The organism is Ectothiorhodospira lacustris (genome assembly GCF_022227845.1).
Taxonomy (GTDB): domain Bacteria; phylum Pseudomonadota; class Gammaproteobacteria; order Ectothiorhodospirales; family Ectothiorhodospiraceae; genus Ectothiorhodospira; species Ectothiorhodospira lacustris.
Genome location: NZ_JAJNQN010000002.1, coordinates 83,809 through 103,233 on the forward strand (window position 1 = coordinate 83,809; position 19,425 = coordinate 103,233).

General features: G+C 63.7%; 22 protein-coding genes and 1 pseudogene. 6 read left to right on the forward strand and 17 right to left on the reverse strand.

All coding sequences use genetic code 11. From position 1 onward, the window contains the following. Window positions 1–44 precede the first annotated feature (44 nt). From gspE to gspC, 3 genes are all read right to left on the reverse strand, one after another. Window positions 45–1,589, reverse strand: a complete 1,545-nt coding sequence (gspE, locus tag LQ956_RS02130; protein WP_430733389.1) for a type II secretion system ATPase GspE — start codon at window positions 1,587–1,589, stop codon at window positions 45–47. Further along, complete coding sequence (gene gspD, locus LQ956_RS02135; protein WP_430733391.1) at window positions 1,586–3,556, reverse strand: type II secretion system secretin GspD; 1,971 nt, start codon at window positions 3,554–3,556, stop codon at window positions 1,586–1,588. Before gspD ends, gspE begins: the two co-directional genes overlap by 4 nt. A 76-nt stretch (window positions 3,557–3,632) precedes the next feature. Continuing rightward, the gene (gene gspC, locus LQ956_RS02140; RefSeq protein ID WP_238622114.1) at window positions 3,633–4,559 is read right to left on the reverse strand and encodes a type II secretion system protein GspC; all 927 of its coding nucleotides are present in this window, start codon (window positions 4,557–4,559) and stop codon (window positions 3,633–3,635) included. Between the two features lie 156 nt (window positions 4,560–4,715). Here gspC and LQ956_RS02145 point away from each other — a divergent pair, with 156 nt between their 5' ends. After that, window positions 4,716–5,285, forward strand: coding sequence for an FHA domain-containing protein (locus LQ956_RS02145; protein ID WP_238629302.1), 570 nt, complete (start codon window positions 4,716–4,718; stop codon window positions 5,283–5,285). Here the strand turns inward: LQ956_RS02145 and gpmI are convergent. The 10 genes and pseudogenes from gpmI to hisB all read right to left on the reverse strand — a co-directional run bounded on the left by gpmI (window position 5,278) and on the right by hisB (window position 12,507). Next, a complete protein-coding gene (gene gpmI / locus LQ956_RS02150; RefSeq protein ID WP_238629304.1) occupies window positions 5,278–6,825 on the reverse strand; it encodes a 2,3-bisphosphoglycerate-independent phosphoglycerate mutase in 1,548 nt (515 codons plus the stop codon). The two genes, LQ956_RS02145 and gpmI, sit on opposite strands and share 8 nt — an antisense overlap. Continuing rightward, a complete protein-coding gene (gene tatC / locus LQ956_RS02155; RefSeq protein WP_238629305.1) occupies window positions 6,826–7,857 on the reverse strand; it encodes a twin-arginine translocase subunit TatC in 1,032 nt (343 codons plus the stop codon). Between the two features lie 109 nt (window positions 7,858–7,966). Further along, a pseudogene (gene tatB / locus LQ956_RS02160) lies at window positions 7,967–8,245 on the reverse strand (Sec-independent protein translocase protein TatB); the annotation flags it as partial. An 83-nt stretch (window positions 8,246–8,328) separates the two neighbouring features. Then, window positions 8,329–8,601 (reverse strand): twin-arginine translocase TatA/TatE family subunit, encoded by a 273-nt coding sequence (gene tatA / locus LQ956_RS02165; RefSeq protein ID WP_238622110.1) that lies wholly within the window; start codon window positions 8,599–8,601, stop codon window positions 8,329–8,331. Between the two features lie 59 nt (window positions 8,602–8,660). After that, window positions 8,661–8,987 carry a phosphoribosyl-ATP diphosphatase gene (locus LQ956_RS02170; RefSeq protein WP_238622109.1) on the reverse strand — a complete coding sequence of 109 codons (327 nt, stop codon included), beginning with the start codon at window positions 8,985–8,987 and terminating at the stop codon, window positions 8,661–8,663. Further along, entirely contained in the window at window positions 8,980–9,387 is a 408-nt protein-coding gene (gene hisI, locus LQ956_RS02175) for a phosphoribosyl-AMP cyclohydrolase (RefSeq protein WP_238622108.1), read from the reverse strand. Before hisI ends, LQ956_RS02170 begins: the two co-directional genes overlap by 8 nt. Before the next feature lie 294 nt (window positions 9,388–9,681). Then, window positions 9,682–10,452: an imidazole glycerol phosphate synthase subunit HisF gene (hisF, locus tag LQ956_RS02180; RefSeq protein WP_238622107.1), complete on the reverse strand. Its 771-nt coding sequence runs from the start codon at window positions 10,450–10,452 to the stop codon at window positions 9,682–9,684. Window positions 10,453–10,466: 14 nt separating this feature from the next. Then, window positions 10,467–11,204, reverse strand: coding sequence for a 1-(5-phosphoribosyl)-5-[(5-phosphoribosylamino)methylideneamino]imidazole-4-carboxamide isomerase (hisA, locus tag LQ956_RS02185; protein WP_238622106.1), 738 nt, complete (start codon window positions 11,202–11,204; stop codon window positions 10,467–10,469). Window positions 11,205–11,229: 25 nt separating this feature from the next. Beyond that, complete coding sequence (gene hisH / locus LQ956_RS02190) at window positions 11,230–11,877, reverse strand: imidazole glycerol phosphate synthase subunit HisH (protein WP_238622105.1); 648 nt, start codon at window positions 11,875–11,877, stop codon at window positions 11,230–11,232. Window positions 11,878–11,913: 36 nt separating this feature from the next. Continuing rightward, on the reverse strand, window positions 11,914–12,507 hold the full coding sequence (gene hisB / locus LQ956_RS02195; protein WP_238622104.1) for an imidazoleglycerol-phosphate dehydratase HisB: 594 nt from the start codon (window positions 12,505–12,507) through the stop codon (window positions 11,914–11,916). Between the two features lie 179 nt (window positions 12,508–12,686). On the opposite strand from hisB, the gene fnr reads away from it, so the two are divergent. After that, window positions 12,687–13,469 (forward strand): fumarate/nitrate reduction transcriptional regulator Fnr, encoded by a 783-nt coding sequence (gene fnr, locus LQ956_RS02200; protein WP_238622103.1) that lies wholly within the window; start codon window positions 12,687–12,689, stop codon window positions 13,467–13,469. Window positions 13,470–13,490: 21 nt separating this feature from the next. Here fnr and dtd read toward each other — a convergent pair whose 3' ends face one another. Both dtd and pip read right to left on the reverse strand, forming a co-directional pair. Then, a complete protein-coding gene (dtd, locus tag LQ956_RS02205; RefSeq protein WP_238622102.1) occupies window positions 13,491–13,931 on the reverse strand; it encodes a D-aminoacyl-tRNA deacylase in 441 nt (146 codons plus the stop codon). Next, the gene (pip, locus tag LQ956_RS02210) at window positions 13,928–14,884 is read right to left on the reverse strand and encodes a prolyl aminopeptidase (RefSeq protein WP_238622101.1); all 957 of its coding nucleotides are present in this window, start codon (window positions 14,882–14,884) and stop codon (window positions 13,928–13,930) included. Before pip ends, dtd begins: the two co-directional genes overlap by 4 nt. A gap of 353 nt (window positions 14,885–15,237) precedes the next feature. On the opposite strand from pip, the gene LQ956_RS02215 reads away from it, so the two are divergent. Together LQ956_RS02215 and LQ956_RS02220 are read left to right on the forward strand one after the other, a co-directional pair. Further along, window positions 15,238–16,035: a tRNA 2-thiocytidine biosynthesis TtcA family protein gene (locus tag LQ956_RS02215; protein ID WP_238622100.1), complete on the forward strand. Its 798-nt coding sequence runs from the start codon at window positions 15,238–15,240 to the stop codon at window positions 16,033–16,035. Continuing rightward, on the forward strand, window positions 16,023–16,898 hold the full coding sequence (locus LQ956_RS02220; RefSeq protein ID WP_238622099.1) for a lysophospholipid acyltransferase family protein: 876 nt from the start codon (window positions 16,023–16,025) through the stop codon (window positions 16,896–16,898). Before LQ956_RS02215 ends, LQ956_RS02220 begins: the two co-directional genes overlap by 13 nt. Window positions 16,899–16,929: 31 nt before the next feature. Here LQ956_RS02220 and LQ956_RS02225 read toward each other — a convergent pair whose 3' ends face one another. Beyond that, entirely contained in the window at window positions 16,930–17,202 is a 273-nt protein-coding gene (locus LQ956_RS02225; protein WP_238622098.1) for a PilZ domain-containing protein, read from the reverse strand. A gap of 265 nt (window positions 17,203–17,467) precedes the next feature. Here LQ956_RS02225 and LQ956_RS02230 point away from each other — a divergent pair, with 265 nt between their 5' ends. Together LQ956_RS02230 and LQ956_RS02235 are read left to right on the forward strand one after the other, a co-directional pair. Next, window positions 17,468–17,785, forward strand: coding sequence for a c-type cytochrome (locus LQ956_RS02230; protein ID WP_238622097.1), 318 nt, complete (start codon window positions 17,468–17,470; stop codon window positions 17,783–17,785). 16 nt (window positions 17,786–17,801) lie between these two features. Continuing rightward, window positions 17,802–19,094: an NAD(P)/FAD-dependent oxidoreductase gene (locus LQ956_RS02235; protein WP_238622096.1), complete on the forward strand. Its 1,293-nt coding sequence runs from the start codon at window positions 17,802–17,804 to the stop codon at window positions 19,092–19,094. Window positions 19,095–19,150: 56 nt separating this feature from the next. Here LQ956_RS02235 and LQ956_RS02240 read toward each other — a convergent pair whose 3' ends face one another. After that, complete coding sequence (locus LQ956_RS02240; RefSeq protein WP_430733390.1) at window positions 19,151–19,423, reverse strand: YdcH family protein; 273 nt, start codon at window positions 19,421–19,423, stop codon at window positions 19,151–19,153. Window positions 19,424–19,425 lie beyond the last annotated feature (2 nt).

Here is a 19,425-nt window from a genome sequence, read left to right on the forward strand (position 1 = left end):
AGGTGCGGGTGTCCGGTGGCGGGCAGGCTGGAGTGCATCGGTGGTCAGTCGTCCTTGGTGACCCGCAGGACCTCCTCCGGGGTGGTGTGACCGGCCAGGATGCGACGAATGCCGTCCTGGCGGATACTGGTGGCATGGCCACGGGCGTGCCGTTCCATGGCCTGTTCGCCGGCGCCGTCATGGATCAGGGATCGCAGGGTCTCGTCCAGCTCCACCAGTTCATAGATGCCGGTGCGCCCCCGGTAGCCCAGCTGATTGCATTCGGGGCAGCCTACGGCCCGGAACAGGGTGTGCTCCCCCGGGGGTAGCCCCAGCAGACGGCTGTCGGCCTCGGAGGCCCGGTACGGGGCCTTGCAGTGATCGCAGAGCAGACGCACCAGGCGCTGGGCCAGCAGGCCCACCAGGGTGGAGGACAGCAGGAAGGGCTCCACCCCCATGTCCCGCAGGCGGGTCACCGCCCCCACCGCGGTATTGGTATGCAGGGTGGAAAAGACCAGGTGGCCGGTGAGACTGGCCTGGATGGCGATGTTGACCGTATCCACGTCACGGATCTCGCCCACCATCACCACGTCCGGGTCCTGGCGCAGGATGGCCCGCAGCCCCCGCGCGAAGGTCATATCCACCTTGCTGTTGATCTGCGTCTGCCCGATGCCGTCCAGATAGTATTCGATGGGGTCTTCCACCGTGAGGATGTTGCGCTTGCGGTCATTGAGCTGGGAGAGGGCCGCATAGAGGGTGGTGGTCTTGCCCGAGCCGGTGGGACCGGTCACCAGGATGATGCCGTGGGGGCGTGCAATCACACGCCGCATCACCGCCAGGGTGTCCGGATCCATGCCCAGATGACGCAGGTCCAGGCGCCCGGCCTGCTTGTCCAGCAGGCGCAGCACCACCCGCTCACCGTGGCCGCAGGGCAACGTGGAAACGCGCACATCCACCGCCCGACCCGCCACTTTCAAGGAGATGCGCCCATCCTGGGGCAGGCGCTTTTCCGCAATGTCCAGACGGGCCATGACCTTGATGCGCGAGGTGATCAGCGGGGCCAGGACCCGCGGGGGCTCCAGAACCTCCCGCAACACCCCGTCCACACGGAAGCGCACGGTGAGACGGTTCTCGAAGGGCTCGATATGGATGTCCGAGGCATTTTCCTTGATGGCCTCGGTGAGCAGGGCATTGAGGAGGCGGATGATGGGGGCGTCATCCTCGGTCTCCAGCAGGTCTTCCGGCTCGGCCAGACTTCGGGCGACGCTGTCCAGGTCTTCTTCTTCCCCCATGCCTTCCATGAGCTGCATGGCGTCGTTGCTGCTGCTCTCGTACCGGGTGCGCAGCAATACGTCAAACTGGGCTTCCGGCACCGTTTCCAGCGTCAGGGGGCGTCCCAGGTGGCGACGTAGTTCAGTCAGGGTCCGGCTACTGACGCCCTGCCGGCACACCACCCGCAGGGCCGCGCCCGAGTCTTCCATGACCACGACCCCATGACGGCGGGCAAAACCGAAACTCACGCCCCGCACCGGCGACAGTGCCGGGGCATCCTCCACCGGGCGGGCCGCGGGCAGCCCCTCCATGGCCTCCGGTGCCGTGCGGGCGTTCATTGACGACCCGGAGGTGGCTGGATGGACAGGCCCCGCACCGTGGCGGCCGCAGTGGCTTCAAAGGGCGGCGGCAGGTGCAGCAAGGCTTCCCAGTCGGGCAGCACCGGCACCGTCTCGTCGGGCATCATCAACACCCCCTGGGCGCGGGAACGCAGTTGCTCGGCCCGGATGTAGTTGTACTTGGCCGCCGTCTGTCCGGTCAGGTCATTGTGCTCACGAATGATCACCGGGTGCAGGAAGACCATCAGATTGCGCTTTTCCTTGGTGGACGTGTCGTAGCGGAATAACCGCCCAAGACCGGGGATGTCCCCCAGGCCCGGCACCTTGTTGCGGGTCTGTACCAGCACATCATCGATCAGGCCACCCAGCACCACCATCTGACCGTCATCCACCATCACGCTGGTCCGCAGGCTGCGCTTGTTGGTGATCAGATCCGCCGCGTCCTGGCCGCTGATACTGGGGGCCACCTGAGAGACTTCCTGCTCGATCTCCAACTTCACCGCGTTACCCTCGTTGATCTGGGGACGCACCGTAAGCTTCACACCCACGTCCTGGCGCTGGATGGTATCGAAGGCCTGCCCGGATTGTTCGATGGCCCGCCCCGAACGGAAGGGCACGTTCTGGCCCACGATGATCTCGGCCTCCTCGTTGTCCATGGTCAGCAGGCTGGGGGTGGAGAGGATGTTGCTGGCGGAATCCCCGGCCAGGGCCCTGAGCAGGACGGCGATGGAGGTCCCGCCGGACTGGCCGATGCCCCCCACGGTCAGGCCATCCCCCACGCTGGGCAGATCCGTGCCACCGGAATAGAAGCCCCGCGCCAGTTGGTAAAGCCCCGAACCGGAACTGCCGAAATTGATGATCCCCACCCCGTCACGCTCGGAGCCGATGCCCCATTGCACGCCCAACTCCCGCGCCCGCTCCGTGGACACCTCGGCGATGATCGCCTCCACCAGTACCTGGGCACGACGCACGTCCAGTTGCTGGATCACCGCGCGCAGGTCCCTGACCACATCCGGCGGCGCGCTGATCACCACCGCATTGGTACTCTCATGGGCCTGCACATGAATGCTGCCCCCCCGCCCGGCGCCCGCAGTACCACCGGCACCGGCAGCCCCCCCCTCCATGGAGGCGGCCAGTCCCCGGAGGACCTCGGCCACATCCTCGGCCTTGGCATAGCGCAGATAAATGACCCGGGTATTGCCCCCCTCCATGGGAATATCCAGATGGGAAATCACCGCCCGCACGGGGATGCGACGCTTGGGATCGCCGCTCAGCAGGATGCTGTTGGTGCGCTCGTCCGCCATCACCTGCAGGCGCGAGCCGGGGCGTTGACGGCCTTCGGCCCCCTCCATGGTACTGATGATCCGCGCCACCTCCGCGGCGGCGGCATGCTGAAGCGGAATCACCTCCATGTCTTCCCGGCTTTCCTGATCGATCCGGCCGATGATGCCCACCAACCGATTGACGTTGGCGGCGGTATCGGAGATGACCAGGGTATTGGATTCCGGGGACGCGGCCAGATGACCGCTCTGGGGGATCAGGGGCCGGAGGATGGGTACCAGCTGGGCGGCATCCACATGGTTCACAGAGATCACTCGGGTGATGTACTCATCCCCCTGCAACGGACTACGCTCGGAGGCAGTGGGCACTTCCGCCTGCTTGGCAATGGCATCGGGCACCAGCTTGATCACCCCATCGGTCTGGACGGCGGCAAAGCCATGGACCCGCAGCACCGACAGGAAGATCTCGTACAGTTCCGAGCGGCTGACCGGACGGCCCGAGACCACGGTCACCCGGCCGCGGACGCGGGGATCGACGATGAAATTGGTCTGAGTCTCCTCGGAGACGTAATTGATCAGGGCCTGGATGTCCACATCCCGGAAATTGAGGGTGGCGCTGTCCTCCTCCGCCTGCAGGCCGGCCGGCAGCAGACAGGCGAGCGCCAGCAGGGGCGGGATCAGGCGCATCCGGCAATGGCGGGCGAATCCTCGGGGCCGGATTGCAGACAGGTCTCGTCGTCCACTCATGAAATGCGGTTCTCCATCACTGCCCGATGGGCAGGGTCAATGACATGGCACGGCCTTGACGCTCAAGATCCAGCCTGACTTCCGTGGCCTGCGCCAGCTCGGCCATCAGGGCCTGAGGATCGGTGACGGCACTGATCGGCGTGCCGTTGATCCCGGTCACCACGTCGCCGGGCCGCAGGCCCGCCTGACGGAACAGGGCCGGGTCACGCCGGGGGGAGACCGCAAAACCCTTCATCGCCCCCTGCTCCATCACCGGCCGCACCCGGATGCTTTCCATGAACTGGCCGGGCTCCTGCAGCCAGGTATCCCGTCGCGTCGCCAGGCTTGCCGCCAGTCCCGCGTCTCGCAGCGGCGGTGCCGGCTCGGTCCCGCCTGCCTGGCTGGATTGCACGGCCGGCACCACCGCCGCGCTGTCCAGGGTCTCCCGAGGCAAACGCAACATCTCAAAACGCCCTTCACGGGAAAGGATGACCCGATCGCCGAAGATCTGCTCCAGCCGGGCACTCCCCGGCAGCTCGGCACCCACCCGGTAATGGCGTTCATTCTGGCGGTCATCGGCGATCAGTGCCACGCCCAGGGCAGGCTCGGGGGAGGCCACCACCCCTTTCAGGGTCAGGCGCAGACGGGTTTCCGGGGCCTCTGTGGGTACCGCCGGGGCTTCAATCACGGTTTCCGCATGCCCGAACAGCTGCAAATCGGCCACTGCCGTCAGGCGCGGAACCTCATTGGAGAGGGGGGCCACGGACGGGGGCGCCGAAGGCAAGTCCCGCGCCACGGGAAGAGGCCCGATCTCCTGCGGGGTCAACAGGGTCCAGGTGAGCTGTGCCAGACTCCATGCCAACACCACCACCAGCGGCAGGACCAGCCAGCGCCCCAAGCGAGCCACGTCCTCCGGAGCGGGACGGGCACCGCGTGCGGAGATGATCCTGGATGCGCTCAACATGGCGATAACCCGATGAGAAATAAGGGCAAGTGTTGCCGATCCTAGCATGGGGACGGACCTTGTCACCATGCCAAGTCCGTGACAGCACCCTCGGTTCGCCAATGGGCGATTGGTTTATACTGGAGCGGATAATATCTTGTCGCGGAGCACACGGGCATGGATCTTAGAAGAAAGGGAGAGCGACGTCGCTACGAAAGACGCCCCAACTATCCGTTTCGGGACAGCTTCGGGGAGTGGGTCATCAGCAATCGACGTCGCCTCGTGGATCGACGCGCCGGGGAGATCTCCGAGGATCAGGAGTACGTACCAAGCCCAAGCCCAAGTCCAAGCCCCATCACCCAGCCCAAGCCCTCAAGGCCCGGTGAAAAATCCTCGGGGGGCAGTGGTGGCAGCCTGCTCCTGCATTACCGGGACGCGGTGGTCAACCTGCACCCCTCGGACGACGGTTTCCTGATGGGGCGGAATCGACAGTGCGACCTGGTCGTGCCCAAGGAATTCGTCTCCCGCCGCCATGCCCGGGTGGAATGCCGGAACGGCGGCTTCGTACTCGTGGATCAAAGCCTGAATGGCACTTACCTGCAGGACAAGACCGGCGAGGTCCGCTTCATCCACCAGGACGACGCCCCGCTCACCGGGTCCGGCTATCTGAGCCTGGGGTCTCCACTGACGGAAAACGCGGATAATCTGGTGTATTTCTATTGCCGGGAAAACGCCCTCGTTACCTGACCAAGGTATCGAGCAGCAACGACCTCCCGGTCATCTCCGGCGGCTGTGCCAGCCCCATGAGTTGCAGTACGGTGGGCGCGATGGCACTCAGCCCCGCACCGGTCAGCAGATGCCGGACACTGCCGTCGATGACCAGACAGGGCACCGGATACATGCTGTGCTGGGTATGGGGCTCACCGGTGAAGGGATCGATCAGTTCCTCGCAGTTGCCGTGGTCGGCGGTAAGGATCACGGAATACCCCCGCTCCACGGCCGCGTCCAGCACTCGCCCCACAGCCGTATCGAGGGCCTCCACCGCACTCACCACCGCCTCGTAGACCGCGGTATGACCCACCATGTCCCCATTGGCGAAGTTCACCAGGACAAAATCGTACTGACCACTTTCCAGGGCCTGGATGGTGGCATCCGCCACCTCGGGGGCACTCATCTCCGGCTTTAGGTCATAGGTGGCCACCCTGGGAGAAGGGATCATGACATGATCCTCACCCTCGGCGGGTGTCTCCACGCCGCCGTTGAAAAAGAAGGTGACGTGGGCGTACTTCTCCGTCTCGGCGCAGTGAAACTGCTTCAGGCCTGCATCGCTCAGCACCCGTGACAGGGTCACCCTGGGCCGCTCCGGCAGGAAGGCCACCGGGAGGTCATAGCGGGCATCATAAAGGGTCAGACAGGTCACGGTGACCGGCGTGAAGTCGCCGCGATCAAAGTGGATGAAGTCCGACTGGCTCAAGGCCTCCGTGAGCTGGCGGGGGCGATCATTGCGGAAGTTGAAGAACAGCACCGGATCACCGCTGCGAATCAGCGCCCCCTTGTCGATGACCCGGGGCTTGATGAATTCGTCGGTCTCCCCCGCCTCATGGGCGGCGGACAGGGCCGCGGCCGCGCTGGAGGCGCGGGTCCCTTTGCCATGCACCATGGCATCAAAGGCCAGCTGTGTGCGATCCCAGCGCTTGTCCCGGTCCATGGCGTAATACCGGCCCGTCACGGTGGCGATCTGGCCGCCGCAGGACTTCAGGGCCTTTTCCAGCGAGGGGACATAACCGGGAGAAGACTTGGGCGCGGTATCGCGACCATCGGTGATCATGTGGATCGCCGGCTTGGCACCATGGCGACCGCACAACTCGATCAGGGCATGCAGGTGACGGAGATGGCTGTGCACACCGCCATCGGACACCAGCCCGATCAGATGCAGGGGCCGACCGGCCTCTGCGGCCGTTTTCGCCGCCGCCGTCAGGGCCGCGTTGTCCATGAAGCTGCCGTCTTCGACGGCATCGTCGATACGGACCAGATCCTGCCGAATGACAGCACCGCACCCCAGGATCAGGTGCCCCACCTCGGAATTACCCATCTGCCCATCAGGCAACCCCACCGCCCGGCCCGAGGCCTCCAGCAGGGTATGGGGATGGTGAGCAAAGTACCGATCCAGCCGCGGCGTGGCGGCATCGTGATAGGCGTTGTTAAGCTTGCCCGGATTGACTCCGACACCGTCCATGATGATCAGCAGGGTGGGACGGCGAGGGGCATTGTGGGAAGACTGCGTCATTCACTTGTCCTGTGGCTTGGAGTTGTCCGAAGCGCCCCGTAGCCGACGCTCCTCCGCTTCGGCCTGATCCAGGGCCTCATCCATCTCCGACGCCGAAAGGGGCTGATCGGTTTCATGTTTGCGTCCCTGCCGGGCCCTGGCGACGGCGGTGGCGGCCTTGGCCCGGGCCTTGGCGGCGGCTGCGGCGGCACGGGCCGACAGATCAGCGGCCTCCGTGGGGGCGGGACGGCTCGGCGGATCATCGGCAGGCGGCGGATCTTCCCCCTCCTCCGCCTCCCGGGCCGCCTTCTTCTTGACCAGGACCTTTGACAGCACGATCCCGATCTCGAACAGCAACCACATGGGCAACGCCAGCAGGGTCTGGGAGATGATATCGGGCGGGGTCAGGATCATGCCGACCACAAACACGCCGACAATGATATACGGCCGCTTGGCCGCCAGCTGCTGGGGGGTGGTCAGCCCCATGGCCACCAGCAGGATGGTGGCGATGGGTACTTCAAAAGCGATACCGAAGGCCAGGAACAGCAGGATGACAAAATCCAGATAGCGGGAAATATCCGTCATCACCGAGACCCCTTCCGGGGCCGACGAGGTGAAAAAGGCAAAGATCAGTGGAAAGACCACAAAGTAGGCAAAGGCCATGCCCAGGTAGAAGAGGATAGTGCTGGAGACGAGCATGGGCACGGCCAGGTGCTTCTCGTGCCGATACAGCCCCGGCGCGATGAAGGCCCAGGCCTGATACAGCAGGAAAGGCACGGAGATCACGATCGCCAGCATCAGCACCAGCTTGAAGGGGATCAGGAACGGTGCCGCCACTTCGATGGCGATCATGCTGCTGCCTTCCGGCAGGTGTACCATCAGCGGCCCGGCCAGGAAGGTATAGATGGGATTGGCGAAGGGGAACAGCACGAGGAAGACCAGCAGGATCGCCAGCACACTGCGCAGCAACCGGGTGCGAAGTTCGACCAGGTGGGACAGCAAGGTCCCCTCGGCCTCGTCTCCGGCCTGGGGGGACTCGGGCTTATGATTCATGATTCGATTTCCGGGTCTGATCGGACTCGGGAGGCGTCGGTGCGGAAGGGGCCGACGCCGCCTGGGCGGCGGCACCTTCCTTGACCTCTGCCTCCACGGAACTGACCCGCTCCCGGGTCTTGTCCACCGACTGACGCAGGTCCTGTTCCGTATCCTGCATCATGGTCTTGAGGCGACCGATCTCCCGCTCCTGATCCTCAAGCATCTTCTTGAGTTCTTCGGTCCGCAGCTCCTGCTCGATATCGGAGCGCACGCTGCTGACGAAACGGCGGATTTTACCCACCCAGCGACCGATTTCACGGGCCAGCTTGGGCAGCCGTTCCGGCCCCACGACCAGAAGTGCCACCAAGCCGATGACGATGAGTTCCCAGAATCCGAAATCGAACATGCGTCCGTATCAACCGCCGCGGTTATGAGGATTGAGCGGGCGGGGCCTGACGGCCGCCGCCCGGCATGAAGACCCTCCGGAGATCAGGAGTGGCGCTCGCCTTCCCGGGTCTTGTTCTCGGTGGTCGCCTCGGCCTCGAATACGCGGCCGGGCTTGTCTTCCAGGGGCTTGCGTTCCGTGTCTTCGTTGCCCTTACCGTCGGCCTCGGTCTCGCCGTCGCGGACCGACTGCCGGAAGTTCTTGATGGCGCTGCCCAGATCACCGCCCATGTTGCGCAACTTCTTGGTCCCGAACAGCAAGACCACGATGACCAGGATGATGAGCAATTGCCAGATACTGATGCCGCCAAAACCCATGAGATGCCTCCAGATGTGTCAGTAATGTGTCCGCTGTGATCAGTGCCGTGGCCGTCGTGCTAGCGGGCACTACGTGCCGCCTTCTCCTCCAGCCCCGACAGACCGAAACGCCGCTCCAGTTCCGCCAGCACCTGGCCCGGACCCAGCCCCTGCTGCGCCAGCATCACCAAGGTGTGGAACCACAGATCGGCGGTCTCATAGATCAGTTGCTCAGGGTCGCCGTTCTTGGCGGCCACCACGGTCTCGGTGGCTTCCTCGCCCACTTTCTTGAGGATGCCGTCCAGCCCCTTGGCGTACAGACTCGCCACATAGGAACTGGAGGCATCCGCGCCCTTGCGGGACTCCAGTATCTGGGCCAGTTGTTCCAGGATACGATCGTCAGCCATGGGAAGGAGCCTCGCCGTAGATGGTCGCCGGATCCTTGAGGACCGGCTCGCTTTCCACCCAGTCACCATCCCGATACTGATGATAGAAGCAGTGACGGCGCCCGGTATGGCAGGCGATACCGCCCTTCTGCTCCACCTTCAGAAGGATCACGTCGCGGTCGCAATCCAGCCGCACATCATGCACGACCTGAACGTGCCCGGAGCTTTCACCCTTGTGCCACAACCGGCCCCGGGAACGGGACCAGTACACCGCCTCGCCGGTCTCCAGGGTGCGGGCCAAGGCCTCCCGGTCCATCCAGGCAACCATCAGCACGCAGCCGTCCGCATGGTCCTGGGCGATGACGGGGACAAGGCCGTCGGTATTCCATCGAATCGTGTCCAGGGGACTGTTCTGGGTCATGCGCCGGGTATCAGGATATAGGTATCGGGCATGTACTTTAAACCGTTGGCGGGGGAATTTACCAGCAACCGGGGAACATGCCCCCAAGGAAGTTCTACCCCGAAGGCCCTTTTGCCGCCCTCCCACGAAGGCCCTTTTGCCGTCACTCCCGCGAAGGCCCTTTTGCCGTCACTCCCGCGAAGGCGGGAGTCCAGGATGTTCAATCCGCCGCTGGATTCCCGCTTTCGCGGGAATGACATGCCCAGAGGCGCCGATGACATGCCCCGAGACGAAAATGACCTCTTCAGGTCACCCCTACAGGCGAATCTCGACACCCCGTTCGGCCATGTATTGCTTGGCCTCGCCCACGGTGTGCTCACCGAAATGGAAGATGCTGGCGGCCAGCACCGCGTCCGCGTGCCCCTCGGTGACCCCCTCCACCAGATGCTGAAGATGCCCTACGCCGCCGGAGGCGATCACCGGTACCGTCACCGCATCGGCGATGGCTCGGGTGAGTGGCAGGTCGAAGCCCTGGCGGGTGCCGTCCCGGTCCATGCTGGTGAGCAGGATCTCGCCCGCTCCGTTGTCCACCATGCGCCGGGCCCAGTCGATGGCATCCAGCCCGGTGGGCTTGCGACCGCCGTGGGTGAAGATCTCCCAACGCAGGGACTCCCCCGGCGCGGACACCTGCTTGGCGTCGATGGCCACGACGATGCACTGGGAACCTACCCGGTCCGCCGCCTCGCGCACGAAATCCGGGTTGAAGACCGCGGCGGTATTGATGGACACCTTGTCCGCACCCGCATTGAGCAGGCGCCGAATGTCCTCGATCCGGCGAATGCCCCCTCCCACCGTCAGGGGGATGAATACCTGTTCGGCCACCTGCTCCACCACATGCACGATGGTCTCTCGCTCATCGGAACTGGCGGTGATATCCAGGAAGGTGAGTTCATCCGCCCCTTCGGCATCATAGCGCCGGGCGATCTCCACCGGATCACCGGCATCCCGGATATCGACGAAGTTGACGCCCTTGACCACGCGTCCACGGTCCACGTCCAGGCAGGGGATGATTCTCTTGGCAAGCATGATCGACCCTGGGCTCAGGCGGCGTTCTGGTCCGCCAGGGCCTGGGCCTCGGCAAGACTGAGGGTACCTTCATAGAGGGCACGCCCGACGATGACACCGGTGACCCCCTCGTCCTCCACTGCGCACAGGCGGCGGATGTCCTCGATGCTGGTCACACCGCCGGAGGCGAATACCGGGATGTTCACCGAACGGGCCAGGCTCACGGTGGAGTCCACGTTCACCCCCTGCATCATGCCGTCACGTGAGATGTCCGTGAAGATGATGCCGGCCACACCATCCTGCTCGAAGTGCTTGGCCATGTCTTCCACATCGTGATGGGACAGTTTGGACCAGCCGTCGATGGCCACCTTGCCGTTCTTGGCATCCAGCCCGACAATGATGCGACCGGGGAACTCCAGACACAGGTCATTGACGAAATGGGGGGCGCTGACGGCCTTGGTGCCGATGATCACCCATTGCACGCCGGCATCCAGATAGGCCTGCACCGTGTCGTCATCCCGAATCCCGCCACCCACCTGCACCGGCAGATCGGGGAAGCGCGAGACGATCTCACCGATGATATCGGCGTTACGGGGACGGCCGGCGATGGCGCCGTCCAGATCCACCAGATGCAGACGCCGTGCGCCCTCGTCCACCCAGCGCGCAGCCATCTCCACCGGGCTTTCGGAAAATATCGTCGAGTCATCCATGCGCCCCTGGCGCAGCCGCACACATTTACCGTCCTTGAGGTCGATGGCCGGGATCACCAGCATGATCTATTCCCCTGATTAACTGATTTCAGACACCGCCGGTCCAGTGCATGAAATTGCGCAGCAGGGTCAGACCCGTGGCGGCGCTCTTTTCAGGATGGCACTGAATGGCGAAGATGTAGTCCTTGGCGATGGCCGCGGTGAACGGCATCCCGTAGTCCGTGGTACCCGCCACCACTTGGAGGGCGGCCGGCTCCACATAATAGCTGTGTACGAAATAGAAACGACTATCCTGTTCGATGCCGGCCCAGAGCGGATGGGCATGGACCTGATGGACCTGGTTCCAGCCCATGTGGGGAATCTTCAGGCGCTCGCCCCCAGCATCAGTCAGATCGACACCAAACCAGCGCACCCGCCCCGGGACGATCCCCAGACACTCGGTACCCCCGTTTTCCTCGCTGTGGTCCATGAGTACCTGCATGCCCATACAGATACCCAGAAACGGCCGGGTCAGCGCCGTCTCACGCAGCACCCCGGACAGACCTCGCTGATCAAGGGCCTGCATGCAGTCGCGGGCCGCCCCCTGGCCGGGGAAAACCACCCGATCCGCTTCCAGGATATCCGCGGGGTGATCCGTAAGCAGCACCCGGGTGCCGGCAGGCGCTGCATGCTCCAGGGCCTTGACCACGGAACGCAGGTTGCCCATGCCGTAATCCACCACCGCAACAGTATTCATAAGGGATTCTTTATTCAGGCCGGGAAACAGGATCGTTCAAAGCACACCCTTGGTGGAGGGCATCACGCCCTGCATGCGGGGGTCCGACTCCAGCGCCATGCGCAGGGCACGACCGAAGGCCTTAAACAGGGTTTCGGCAATATGGTGGGCGTTCTTGCCCCGCAGGTTGTCCAGATGCAGGGTGACGCGGGCGTGGTTCACGAAACCCTGGAAGAACTCCTCGAACAGTTCCACCTCGAACTGCCCGATGCGGTCCCTGGGGTAGGCCACGTGATACTGCAGGCCCGGCCGTCCGGAAAAGTCGACGACCACCCGTGACAGGGCCTCGTCCAGGGGTACATAGGCATGGCCATAGCGGCGGATCCCCTGCTTGTCCCCCACGGCCTGGGCCACGGCCTGCCCCAGGGCGATACCGATGTCCTCCACCGTGTGATGATCATCGATATGGCGATCACCATCCGCCTGAATGGACAGGTCGATACAGCCGTGGCGGGCCACCTGATCCAGCATGTGGTCCAGGAAAGGGACGCCGGTGGCGAATTCGCCGCGGCCCTGCCCGTCCAGGTTGAGAGTCACCTGTATCCGGGTTTCCAGGGTATCGCGCTTGATCTGGGCTGTGCGGGAGGTCATGGGCGCTGAAGCACCGGTGGGGATTCAGGGGGCCATCGTACCACAGCATTACGCCCACGGTGAGCCCTGCCGGCTTGTCTCCCGGCCCGGCTTTGGTTAAGGTGCCGAATCAGTGCGTACCGAACCGAACCTCGGCAATAAGCTGGCGGCCGAAAGGCTGCAGGAGTGGTTGAACCCGCATGTCCGCCCCCAAGATCCTTGATCTAGGCAGTCTCAAGCAAGCCTGCAAAAGTTGCAGTCTCCACGATCTGTGCCTACCCCTGGGGGTCGGCGACGAAGAGCTGCAAATGCTCGAACGGATCATCAACCGAAAACGTCCCCTGCAGCGAAAGGATCACCTGTACCGACCAGGTGACCGTATGACATCCATTTACGCGGTACGTTCCGGCACGGTAAAAACTTACACCCTCACCGACGATGGCCAGGAACAAATCACCGGCTTCCACCTGCCGGGCGAACTGCTGGGCCTGGATGCCATCAGTGACGGTGTCCATCCCTGCGCCGCCCGCGCTCTGGAAACCACCAGCATCTGCGAGATCCCCTTTGACCGTCTGGAAGAGCTTTCAGTTCGCATCCCGGGTCTGCAACACCAACTTTTTCGCATCATGAGTCGGGAAATCCAGACCGACGAGCATTTCATGATGCTGCTGGGCAAGAAGGCTTCCGATGCCCGGCTTGCCGCCTTCCTTCTCAGTCTCTCCAACCGCCTGGGCATACGTGGGTTCTCGCGCACGGAATTCAACCTCACCATGTCGAGAAATGACATCGCCAATTATCTGGGTCTGGCGGTGGAGACGGTGAGCCGCTTGTTCACCCGATTCCAGGCCGCCGGGCTGATCCTGGTGCGACGCAAGCTGATCACCATCTACGACCTGGACGGACTGTATACCGTGGCAGGCACCCAGCCGGTGGAAGATCTGCGTAATCACCACAACGGCAACGGCAAATCACCCCCGATGTAGGGGGCGCAGGATCGGGACGAGCTATCGGGCCTCAATCCAGAAGGTCACCGGGCCGTCATTGGTCAGGGACACCGCCATGTCGGCCCCGAAGCGCCCGGTCGCCACGCGGGGCCAGGCCTCCTGCGCCCGGGCGGCCAGCTGAGCAAACAAGACCCCCCCCACGGCGGGGTCGGCCGCCGGGGTGAAGCTGGCCCGCAGGCCCTTGCGGGTATCCGCCGCCAGGGTGAACTGAGGCACCAGCAGCAGGCCACCCCCGGTGTCCCGCAGACTCAGGTTCATGCGGCCCTGCCCATCCTCGAACAGACGATATCCCAGCATCCGTTCCAGCAGACGTGCCACCTGAACGGCGCCGTCCTCCCGCGTCACACCCACCAATGCCAGGATGCCGGGGCCGATCTCACCGACGGTCTCACCACTCACTACCACCCGCGCCTGACTCACCCGCTGCAACAGCGCGATCATGCCAGGCGATCCGCCAGCGCCTGGGTGGCAGCCACCAGGGCGCGGGCAATCCCCGGCTCACCGGCGGAATGCCCCGCATCCGGCACGATGGTGAGTTCTGCCTGCGGCCAGGCCCGGTGCAGCGTCCAGGCCTGATCCACGGGACAGACCACGTCATAACGCCCATGGATGATGTAACCCGGAATGTCCTTCAGACGGTGGGCGTCACGCAGCAACTGCCCCGGCACCATGAAGGCCTGGTGCCGGAAATAGTGGCACTCGATACGGGCCAGGCTCAGGGCGGTGAAGGGATTCTGGAAATGCCCTACCACGGCCGGGTTGGTCATCAGGGTCGCTGTACGCCCCTCCCATTCCGACCAGGCCTTGGCCGCCGCCATACGGGCCACCTCGTCGGCCCCGGTCAGGCGCCGGTAATAGGCGGCGACCATATCCCCCCGCTCCGTTTCGGGAATCGGCGCCAGATAATCGGCCCAGTAATCGGGGAAAAGGCGTCCGGCGCCCTCCTGATAGAACCACTGGATATCCTCGTCACGACACAGGAAGATCCCCCGCAGCACCATTCCCAGCACCCGCTCAGGGTGGGTCTGGGCGTAGGCCAGGGCCAGGGTGGAGCCCCAGGAACCGCCGAACAGGACCCAGCGATCGATTCCCAGATACTCGCGGATACGCTCCATGTCCGCCACCAGATCCCAGGTGGTGTTGCCTTCCAAGCCGGCATGGGGCACGGAACGGCCGCACCCTCGCTGATCGAACAGGACGATGCGATAGCGGTTGGGATCGAAAAAACGTCGATGCCAGGATTCGCACCCGGAACCGGGGCCGCCATGGAGAAACACCACCGGCAGCCCCCCGGCAATGCCGCACTCCTCCAGATAGAGACGATGCGGAGGATCTACATCCAGATGATGTGAGCGATAGGGACGAATATCGGGAAACAGGGGGGCGGCAGACATGGACGAAAACCTTTTCCGGGCTCAGTGGTGGGGGGCAAGGCACGCGTGTAAGAAAATCCTTACAGACTTTTGCCCCAAAAGCCTGTTTTTCGCAGGTTTGGGGCAGTGTTCACCGCCCCCTCGACTATGAAATCATATACCCATGGTGCACGAAGCGCCTCCCAGGGATCCTGGAGTGATGGGGTACAGGACGACTTCGGACCAGGCGTGGAATGAATCCACTAGGCAGGCACGGAACGCAGGATCAATCACCTGACCAGGGATGGTCTCGCTCCCACCAAGGATGGTGGGGGTTTTTTTACCCCGAAGAAAGACTTGCCATCACTTCCGCCCAGTGAGTATCTTCGGCGGCCATGTCCAGCCTGATTCCTCCTCGCTCCCTGATTCGGGACGCCGGTCGTGCCATCGGCGATTTTCGCATGATACGCGACGGTGATCGCATCCTCCTTGGCCTATCCGGCGGCAAGGACTCTCTGACCCTGCTGCATCTGCTGCTATATTTCCGGCAACGGGCACCGGTTCGTTTCGAGGTCGGCGCCGTGACCATCGACCCCCAGACCGGCCTGACCGACAAACGCGCCCTGATCCCCTATCTCCAGTCACTGGGCATACCCTACGCCTACGTGAGTGAACCCATCCTGGCCCGTGCCGAGAAGCATCTGGACAACCATTCGTACTGCTCTTTCTGCTCCCGCATGCGCCGGGGACTCATTTACCGCACGGCACGGGAACAGGGCTACAACGTCATCGCCCTGGGACAGCACCTGGATGACTTGGCAGAGAGCTTTCTCATGAGCGCCTTCCATGGTGGGCGCCTCAAGACCATGAAGGCCCATTATCTCATCGAGGCCGGAGACTTGCGCGTGATCCGCCCCCTGGTCTACGCCCGCGAACGGCGGATTCGCGACTTCGCGCACAGGGCCGGACTGCCGATCATGGAAGAAAACTGCCCCACCCGCTTCGGCAAACCCACCCAGCGGCCCCACATGAAGGCCCTGCTGGCCCGGGAGGAACAGGACAATCCGGGGCTGTTCAAGAGCCTGACCCGCACCCTGACACCACTCATGTCGGTAGGACTGGATGATGTCCCCGACATCGCCGACGATCTCCCGGCCACCCCCCGGATGGAGCAGTCGCCATGGAACCCCTGATTCGTCTCCTGTTCAGCCTGCTGGCCCGGATGCCCTTGCGGGCGAACCACGCCCTGGGCGCCCTTCTGGGCTGGCTGGCCTGGGTGCTGCGAACCGAGCCGCGGCGCATCTCTTTGCTCAACCTGGCCACCTGCTTTCCGGAGCGGGATGCCCGCTGGCATCAAAAAATTGCCCGGCAGAGCCTGATGGAGACCGGCAAGGCACTGACGGAAGCGCCCTGGCTCTGGCACGCCGGCAGTGCGCGAGTACAGGCCCTGCTGGCAGGCGTGGAAGGCGAGGAACATCTTCAGTCCGCACTGACACAAGGCCGGGGTGCCTTTCTGGTTTCACCTCACCTGGGAAGCTGGGAATTCGCGGGACTGCACGCGGCTGGCTTCGGCACCATGACCAGCCTGTTCCGCCCGCCCCGACTGGCCGCCCTGAATCGGCCGCTGAGGGAAGCTCGGGCGGCCACCGGCGCCCGTCTGGTGCCAACGACCCTGGCCGGCATCAAGGAAATCCAGCGGGCCGTCTCCCACGGCGGACTCATCGGCATGCTGCCGGACCAGACGCCCAAGGGTGCCCGAGGCATCTTTGCCCCTTTCTTCGGACATCCGGCCCTCACCATGACCCTGCTCAACCGGCTGGCCGGACCACGGCAAGTGCCGATCGTATTCGCCTTTGCGCAGCGCCTGCCTGCGGGAAAAGGATATCGCTACCGGTGCATCCCGGTGCCGGAAACGGTGTATGCGAAAGATCCGCAGGTCGCGGCCTGCGCCGTCAACGAAGCCGTGGAAACGCTGATCCGGCTATGCCCCGAGCAGTACGTCTGGAGCTACAAGCGCTTTGCCGCCCGCCCACCCGGCGCGCCACGGGTCTATTGATGCTGCCGCGGCGCACGCCCTGAACCTGAACTCAGGGGAGAAACTCCACCGCCACACCCTCCGGCAGGCGCCTGACCACCCTGGCATTGACCAGTGGCGGTGCTTCGCCGTCTCCCAGCTGTCCGCAGACCCTTACCTTCACTTCAGTCCCCTCGTCGGGGATCGTGCCCTCCGGGATCAGCAGCATGACCCCGCCGCCGCTGAGGTCGATGGTCTGCACGCGCCTGGGAGCCTCGTCCTCACAGTGAAGTTCCACCGTGATTTCCATGGGCACCCGCGGGTGTCTGCGCTGATCACTACTCATGGAAGGACGTCTCTTGCGTCTGCCGTCGTTGGAAAACTCATGCCCATAGGTTCTTATATCCGGATTATTGTTTATTAGCGATATTTACCAGCACAATTATATATTGCCCCTGAAATTGCCCAAGGCAGGAAGAACAACCCTCGGAGTGGTTGACATACATCAACCTTTAAATATCTAAAAAGACAAAGCATATAGCTTGATATCATTAAGAGGCAAGATGGGTCCAGGGGACGACCAAAACTACAAAAGGAGGATACTGAATTCCATGAAACATACCCTTTTACGCCATTCAAGCCGTGCCCTGTTGCTCGCCCTGGCCGGACTGGGCTTCACTCACACCGCGACCGCCGAGGTCTCGCGCGGCGCCCTCATGGCGACCACGTGCTATGCCTGTCACGGCACCGACGGCCGCAGTGCCGGCGCCATCCCCAGCATCTACGGCTACCCGCCGGAGATCATGATCGCGCAGATGAAGGCATTCCGGGACGGTACCCGACCCGCTACCGTCATGGACCGCCATGCCACCGGGTATACGGATGAGGAAATCAAGCTCATCGCCGAATATCTCAGCACCCTGCGCTAGGAGAGGCACAGCGACCATGGAACAGATGTCACGCAGAAATTTCCTCCGTGCCCTCGGCGCCGGCGGGGCCGCCACGGCCCTGGCGGCCTGCGGCACCCTGCCGGACGGCCGCAAGGGCAAGGCTCAAGTGGTGGTGATCGGTGGCGGCTCGGGGGGCGCCACGGCCGCCAAGTATCTGAAGCGATTCGAACCCGGCCTGAGGGTGGTGCTGATCGAGCCGAACGCACGCCATCACACCTGCTATGGCTCCAACTGGTATCTGGGCGGGCTGACCCGCATGGAAAACCTGGAACAGACCTACGGGGCGCTTCGCGACAGGCATGGCGTCGAGGTTATCCATGACACCGTAACGGCCATCGACCGGGACACCCACACCGTTCATATGGCCGGTGGAGAGCGACTGGGCTATCAGAAACTGGTGGTCTCACCGGGCATCGACTTCCGCTACGAGGCGGTGGAAGGCTACAGTGCGGCCGTGGCGGAAGAAATCCCCCACGCCTGGAAGGCCGGCCCCCAGACCGTAACCCTGCGCCGCCAGCTGGAGGCCATGCCGGACGGGGGCGTCTTCGTCATGGTGGCCCCGGGAAACCCCTTTCGTTGCCCGCCCGGCCCCTATGAGCGGGCCGGCATGGTGGCCCACTATTTCAAGCAGCACAAGCCGCGCTCCAAGATCATCATCCTGGATAACAAGGAGTCCTTCTCCAAGCAAGGTCTGTTCATGGACGGCTGGAAACAGCTTTACGGCGACATGATCGAATGGGTGCCCAGTTCCCAGGGAGGGCAGGTGGAACGGATTGATGCGGCCACCCGGACCGCTTATTCGGACGGGGGCCTCACCCGCTTCCGGGCGGACGTGCTGAACTTCATCCCACCCCAGATGGCAGGCAGTATCGCCAGGGAGGCCGGCCTGACCGCAGAAACCGGCTGGTGTCCGGTCAACCAGCTCAATTTCCAGTCGGAAATGGATCCGGACATCTTCGTGATCGGCGACGCCTGTATCGCGGGCCAGATGCCCAAGTCCGGCCATTCCGCCAACACCCAGGGGAAGACCGCCGCTGCCGCCATTGTCCGTGCCATGGCGAATCAGGACATGCTGGCCCTGTCCACGGTGAATACCTGTTACAGCCTGGTGGGACCGGAGTACGGCATCAGCATTGCCGCCGTCTACCGGTTCACGGATGGCACCATCACCGGTGTCCCCGGTTCCGGCGGCGTGAGTCCCGCGGATGCGGGTCCCAACTTCCGGCGCCAGGAGGCCCGCTACGCCCAGGGCTGGTACGACAGCATCACGTCGGATATCTGGGGGTAATACCCTGAGGCGGCATCCAGGTTGGCGGCGTGCACCCCCGCCACCAACCTGGATTTTCAGGCATTCAGGTCCGGTATGAGGCGACTCTCCAGCCTTGCAATCACGTCCCGGAGCTGGAGCTTGCGTTTCTTCAGCCGGGTCAGGCGGATCTGATCCACGAACGGTCCCTCCGCCAGACGGTGGATCGCATCGTCCAGGGCACGATGCTCTTCCTTGAGTTCAGCCAGATGGCTGCGCAGCGGTTCCAGATCTTCTGTATTCAAACCGTTCTCTCCGGCAACACCTACCCGGGCATCATCCCAAAACCGGCATCGGGACGCCACGCTCATGA

Coding starts and splice junctions, on each gene's coding strand:
- gspE (WP_430733389.1), bottom strand. CDS start 1,589: ATGAACGCCCGCACGGCACCGGAGGCCATGGAGGGGCTGCCCGCGGCC.
- gspD (WP_430733391.1), bottom strand. CDS start 3,556: ATGCGCCTGATCCCGCCCCTGCTGGCGCTCGCCTGTCTGCTGCCGGCC.
- gspC (WP_238622114.1), bottom strand. CDS start 4,559: ATGTTGAGCGCATCCAGGATCATCTCCGCACGCGGTGCCCGTCCCGCT.
- LQ956_RS02145 (WP_238629302.1), top strand. CDS start 4,716: ATGGATCTTAGAAGAAAGGGAGAGCGACGTCGCTACGAAAGACGCCCC.
- gpmI (WP_238629304.1), bottom strand. CDS start 6,825: ATGACGCAGTCTTCCCACAATGCCCCTCGCCGTCCCACCCTGCTGATC.
- tatC (WP_238629305.1), bottom strand. CDS start 7,857: ATGAATCATAAGCCCGAGTCCCCCCAGGCCGGAGACGAGGCCGAGGGG.
- tatA (WP_238622110.1), bottom strand. CDS start 8,601: ATGGGTTTTGGCGGCATCAGTATCTGGCAATTGCTCATCATCCTGGTC.
- LQ956_RS02170 (WP_238622109.1), bottom strand. CDS start 8,987: ATGGCTGACGATCGTATCCTGGAACAACTGGCCCAGATACTGGAGTCC.
- hisI (WP_238622108.1), bottom strand. CDS start 9,387: ATGACCCAGAACAGTCCCCTGGACACGATTCGATGGAATACCGACGGC.
- hisF (WP_238622107.1), bottom strand. CDS start 10,452: ATGCTTGCCAAGAGAATCATCCCCTGCCTGGACGTGGACCGTGGACGC.
- hisA (WP_238622106.1), bottom strand. CDS start 11,204: ATGCTGGTGATCCCGGCCATCGACCTCAAGGACGGTAAATGTGTGCGG.
- hisH (WP_238622105.1), bottom strand. CDS start 11,877: ATGAATACTGTTGCGGTGGTGGATTACGGCATGGGCAACCTGCGTTCC.
- hisB (WP_238622104.1), bottom strand. CDS start 12,507: ATGACCTCCCGCACAGCCCAGATCAAGCGCGATACCCTGGAAACCCGG.
- fnr (WP_238622103.1), top strand. CDS start 12,687: ATGTCCGCCCCCAAGATCCTTGATCTAGGCAGTCTCAAGCAAGCCTGC.
- dtd (WP_238622102.1), bottom strand. CDS start 13,931: ATGATCGCGCTGTTGCAGCGGGTGAGTCAGGCGCGGGTGGTAGTGAGT.
- pip (WP_238622101.1), bottom strand. CDS start 14,884: ATGTCTGCCGCCCCCCTGTTTCCCGATATTCGTCCCTATCGCTCACAT.
- LQ956_RS02215 (WP_238622100.1), top strand. CDS start 15,238: ATGTCCAGCCTGATTCCTCCTCGCTCCCTGATTCGGGACGCCGGTCGT.
- LQ956_RS02220 (WP_238622099.1), top strand. CDS start 16,023: ATGGAACCCCTGATTCGTCTCCTGTTCAGCCTGCTGGCCCGGATGCCC.
- LQ956_RS02225 (WP_238622098.1), bottom strand. CDS start 17,202: ATGAGTAGTGATCAGCGCAGACACCCGCGGGTGCCCATGGAAATCACG.
- LQ956_RS02230 (WP_238622097.1), top strand. CDS start 17,468: ATGAAACATACCCTTTTACGCCATTCAAGCCGTGCCCTGTTGCTCGCC.
- LQ956_RS02235 (WP_238622096.1), top strand. CDS start 17,802: ATGGAACAGATGTCACGCAGAAATTTCCTCCGTGCCCTCGGCGCCGGC.
- LQ956_RS02240 (WP_430733390.1), bottom strand. CDS start 19,423: ATGAGCGTGGCGTCCCGATGCCGGTTTTGGGATGATGCCCGGGTAGGT.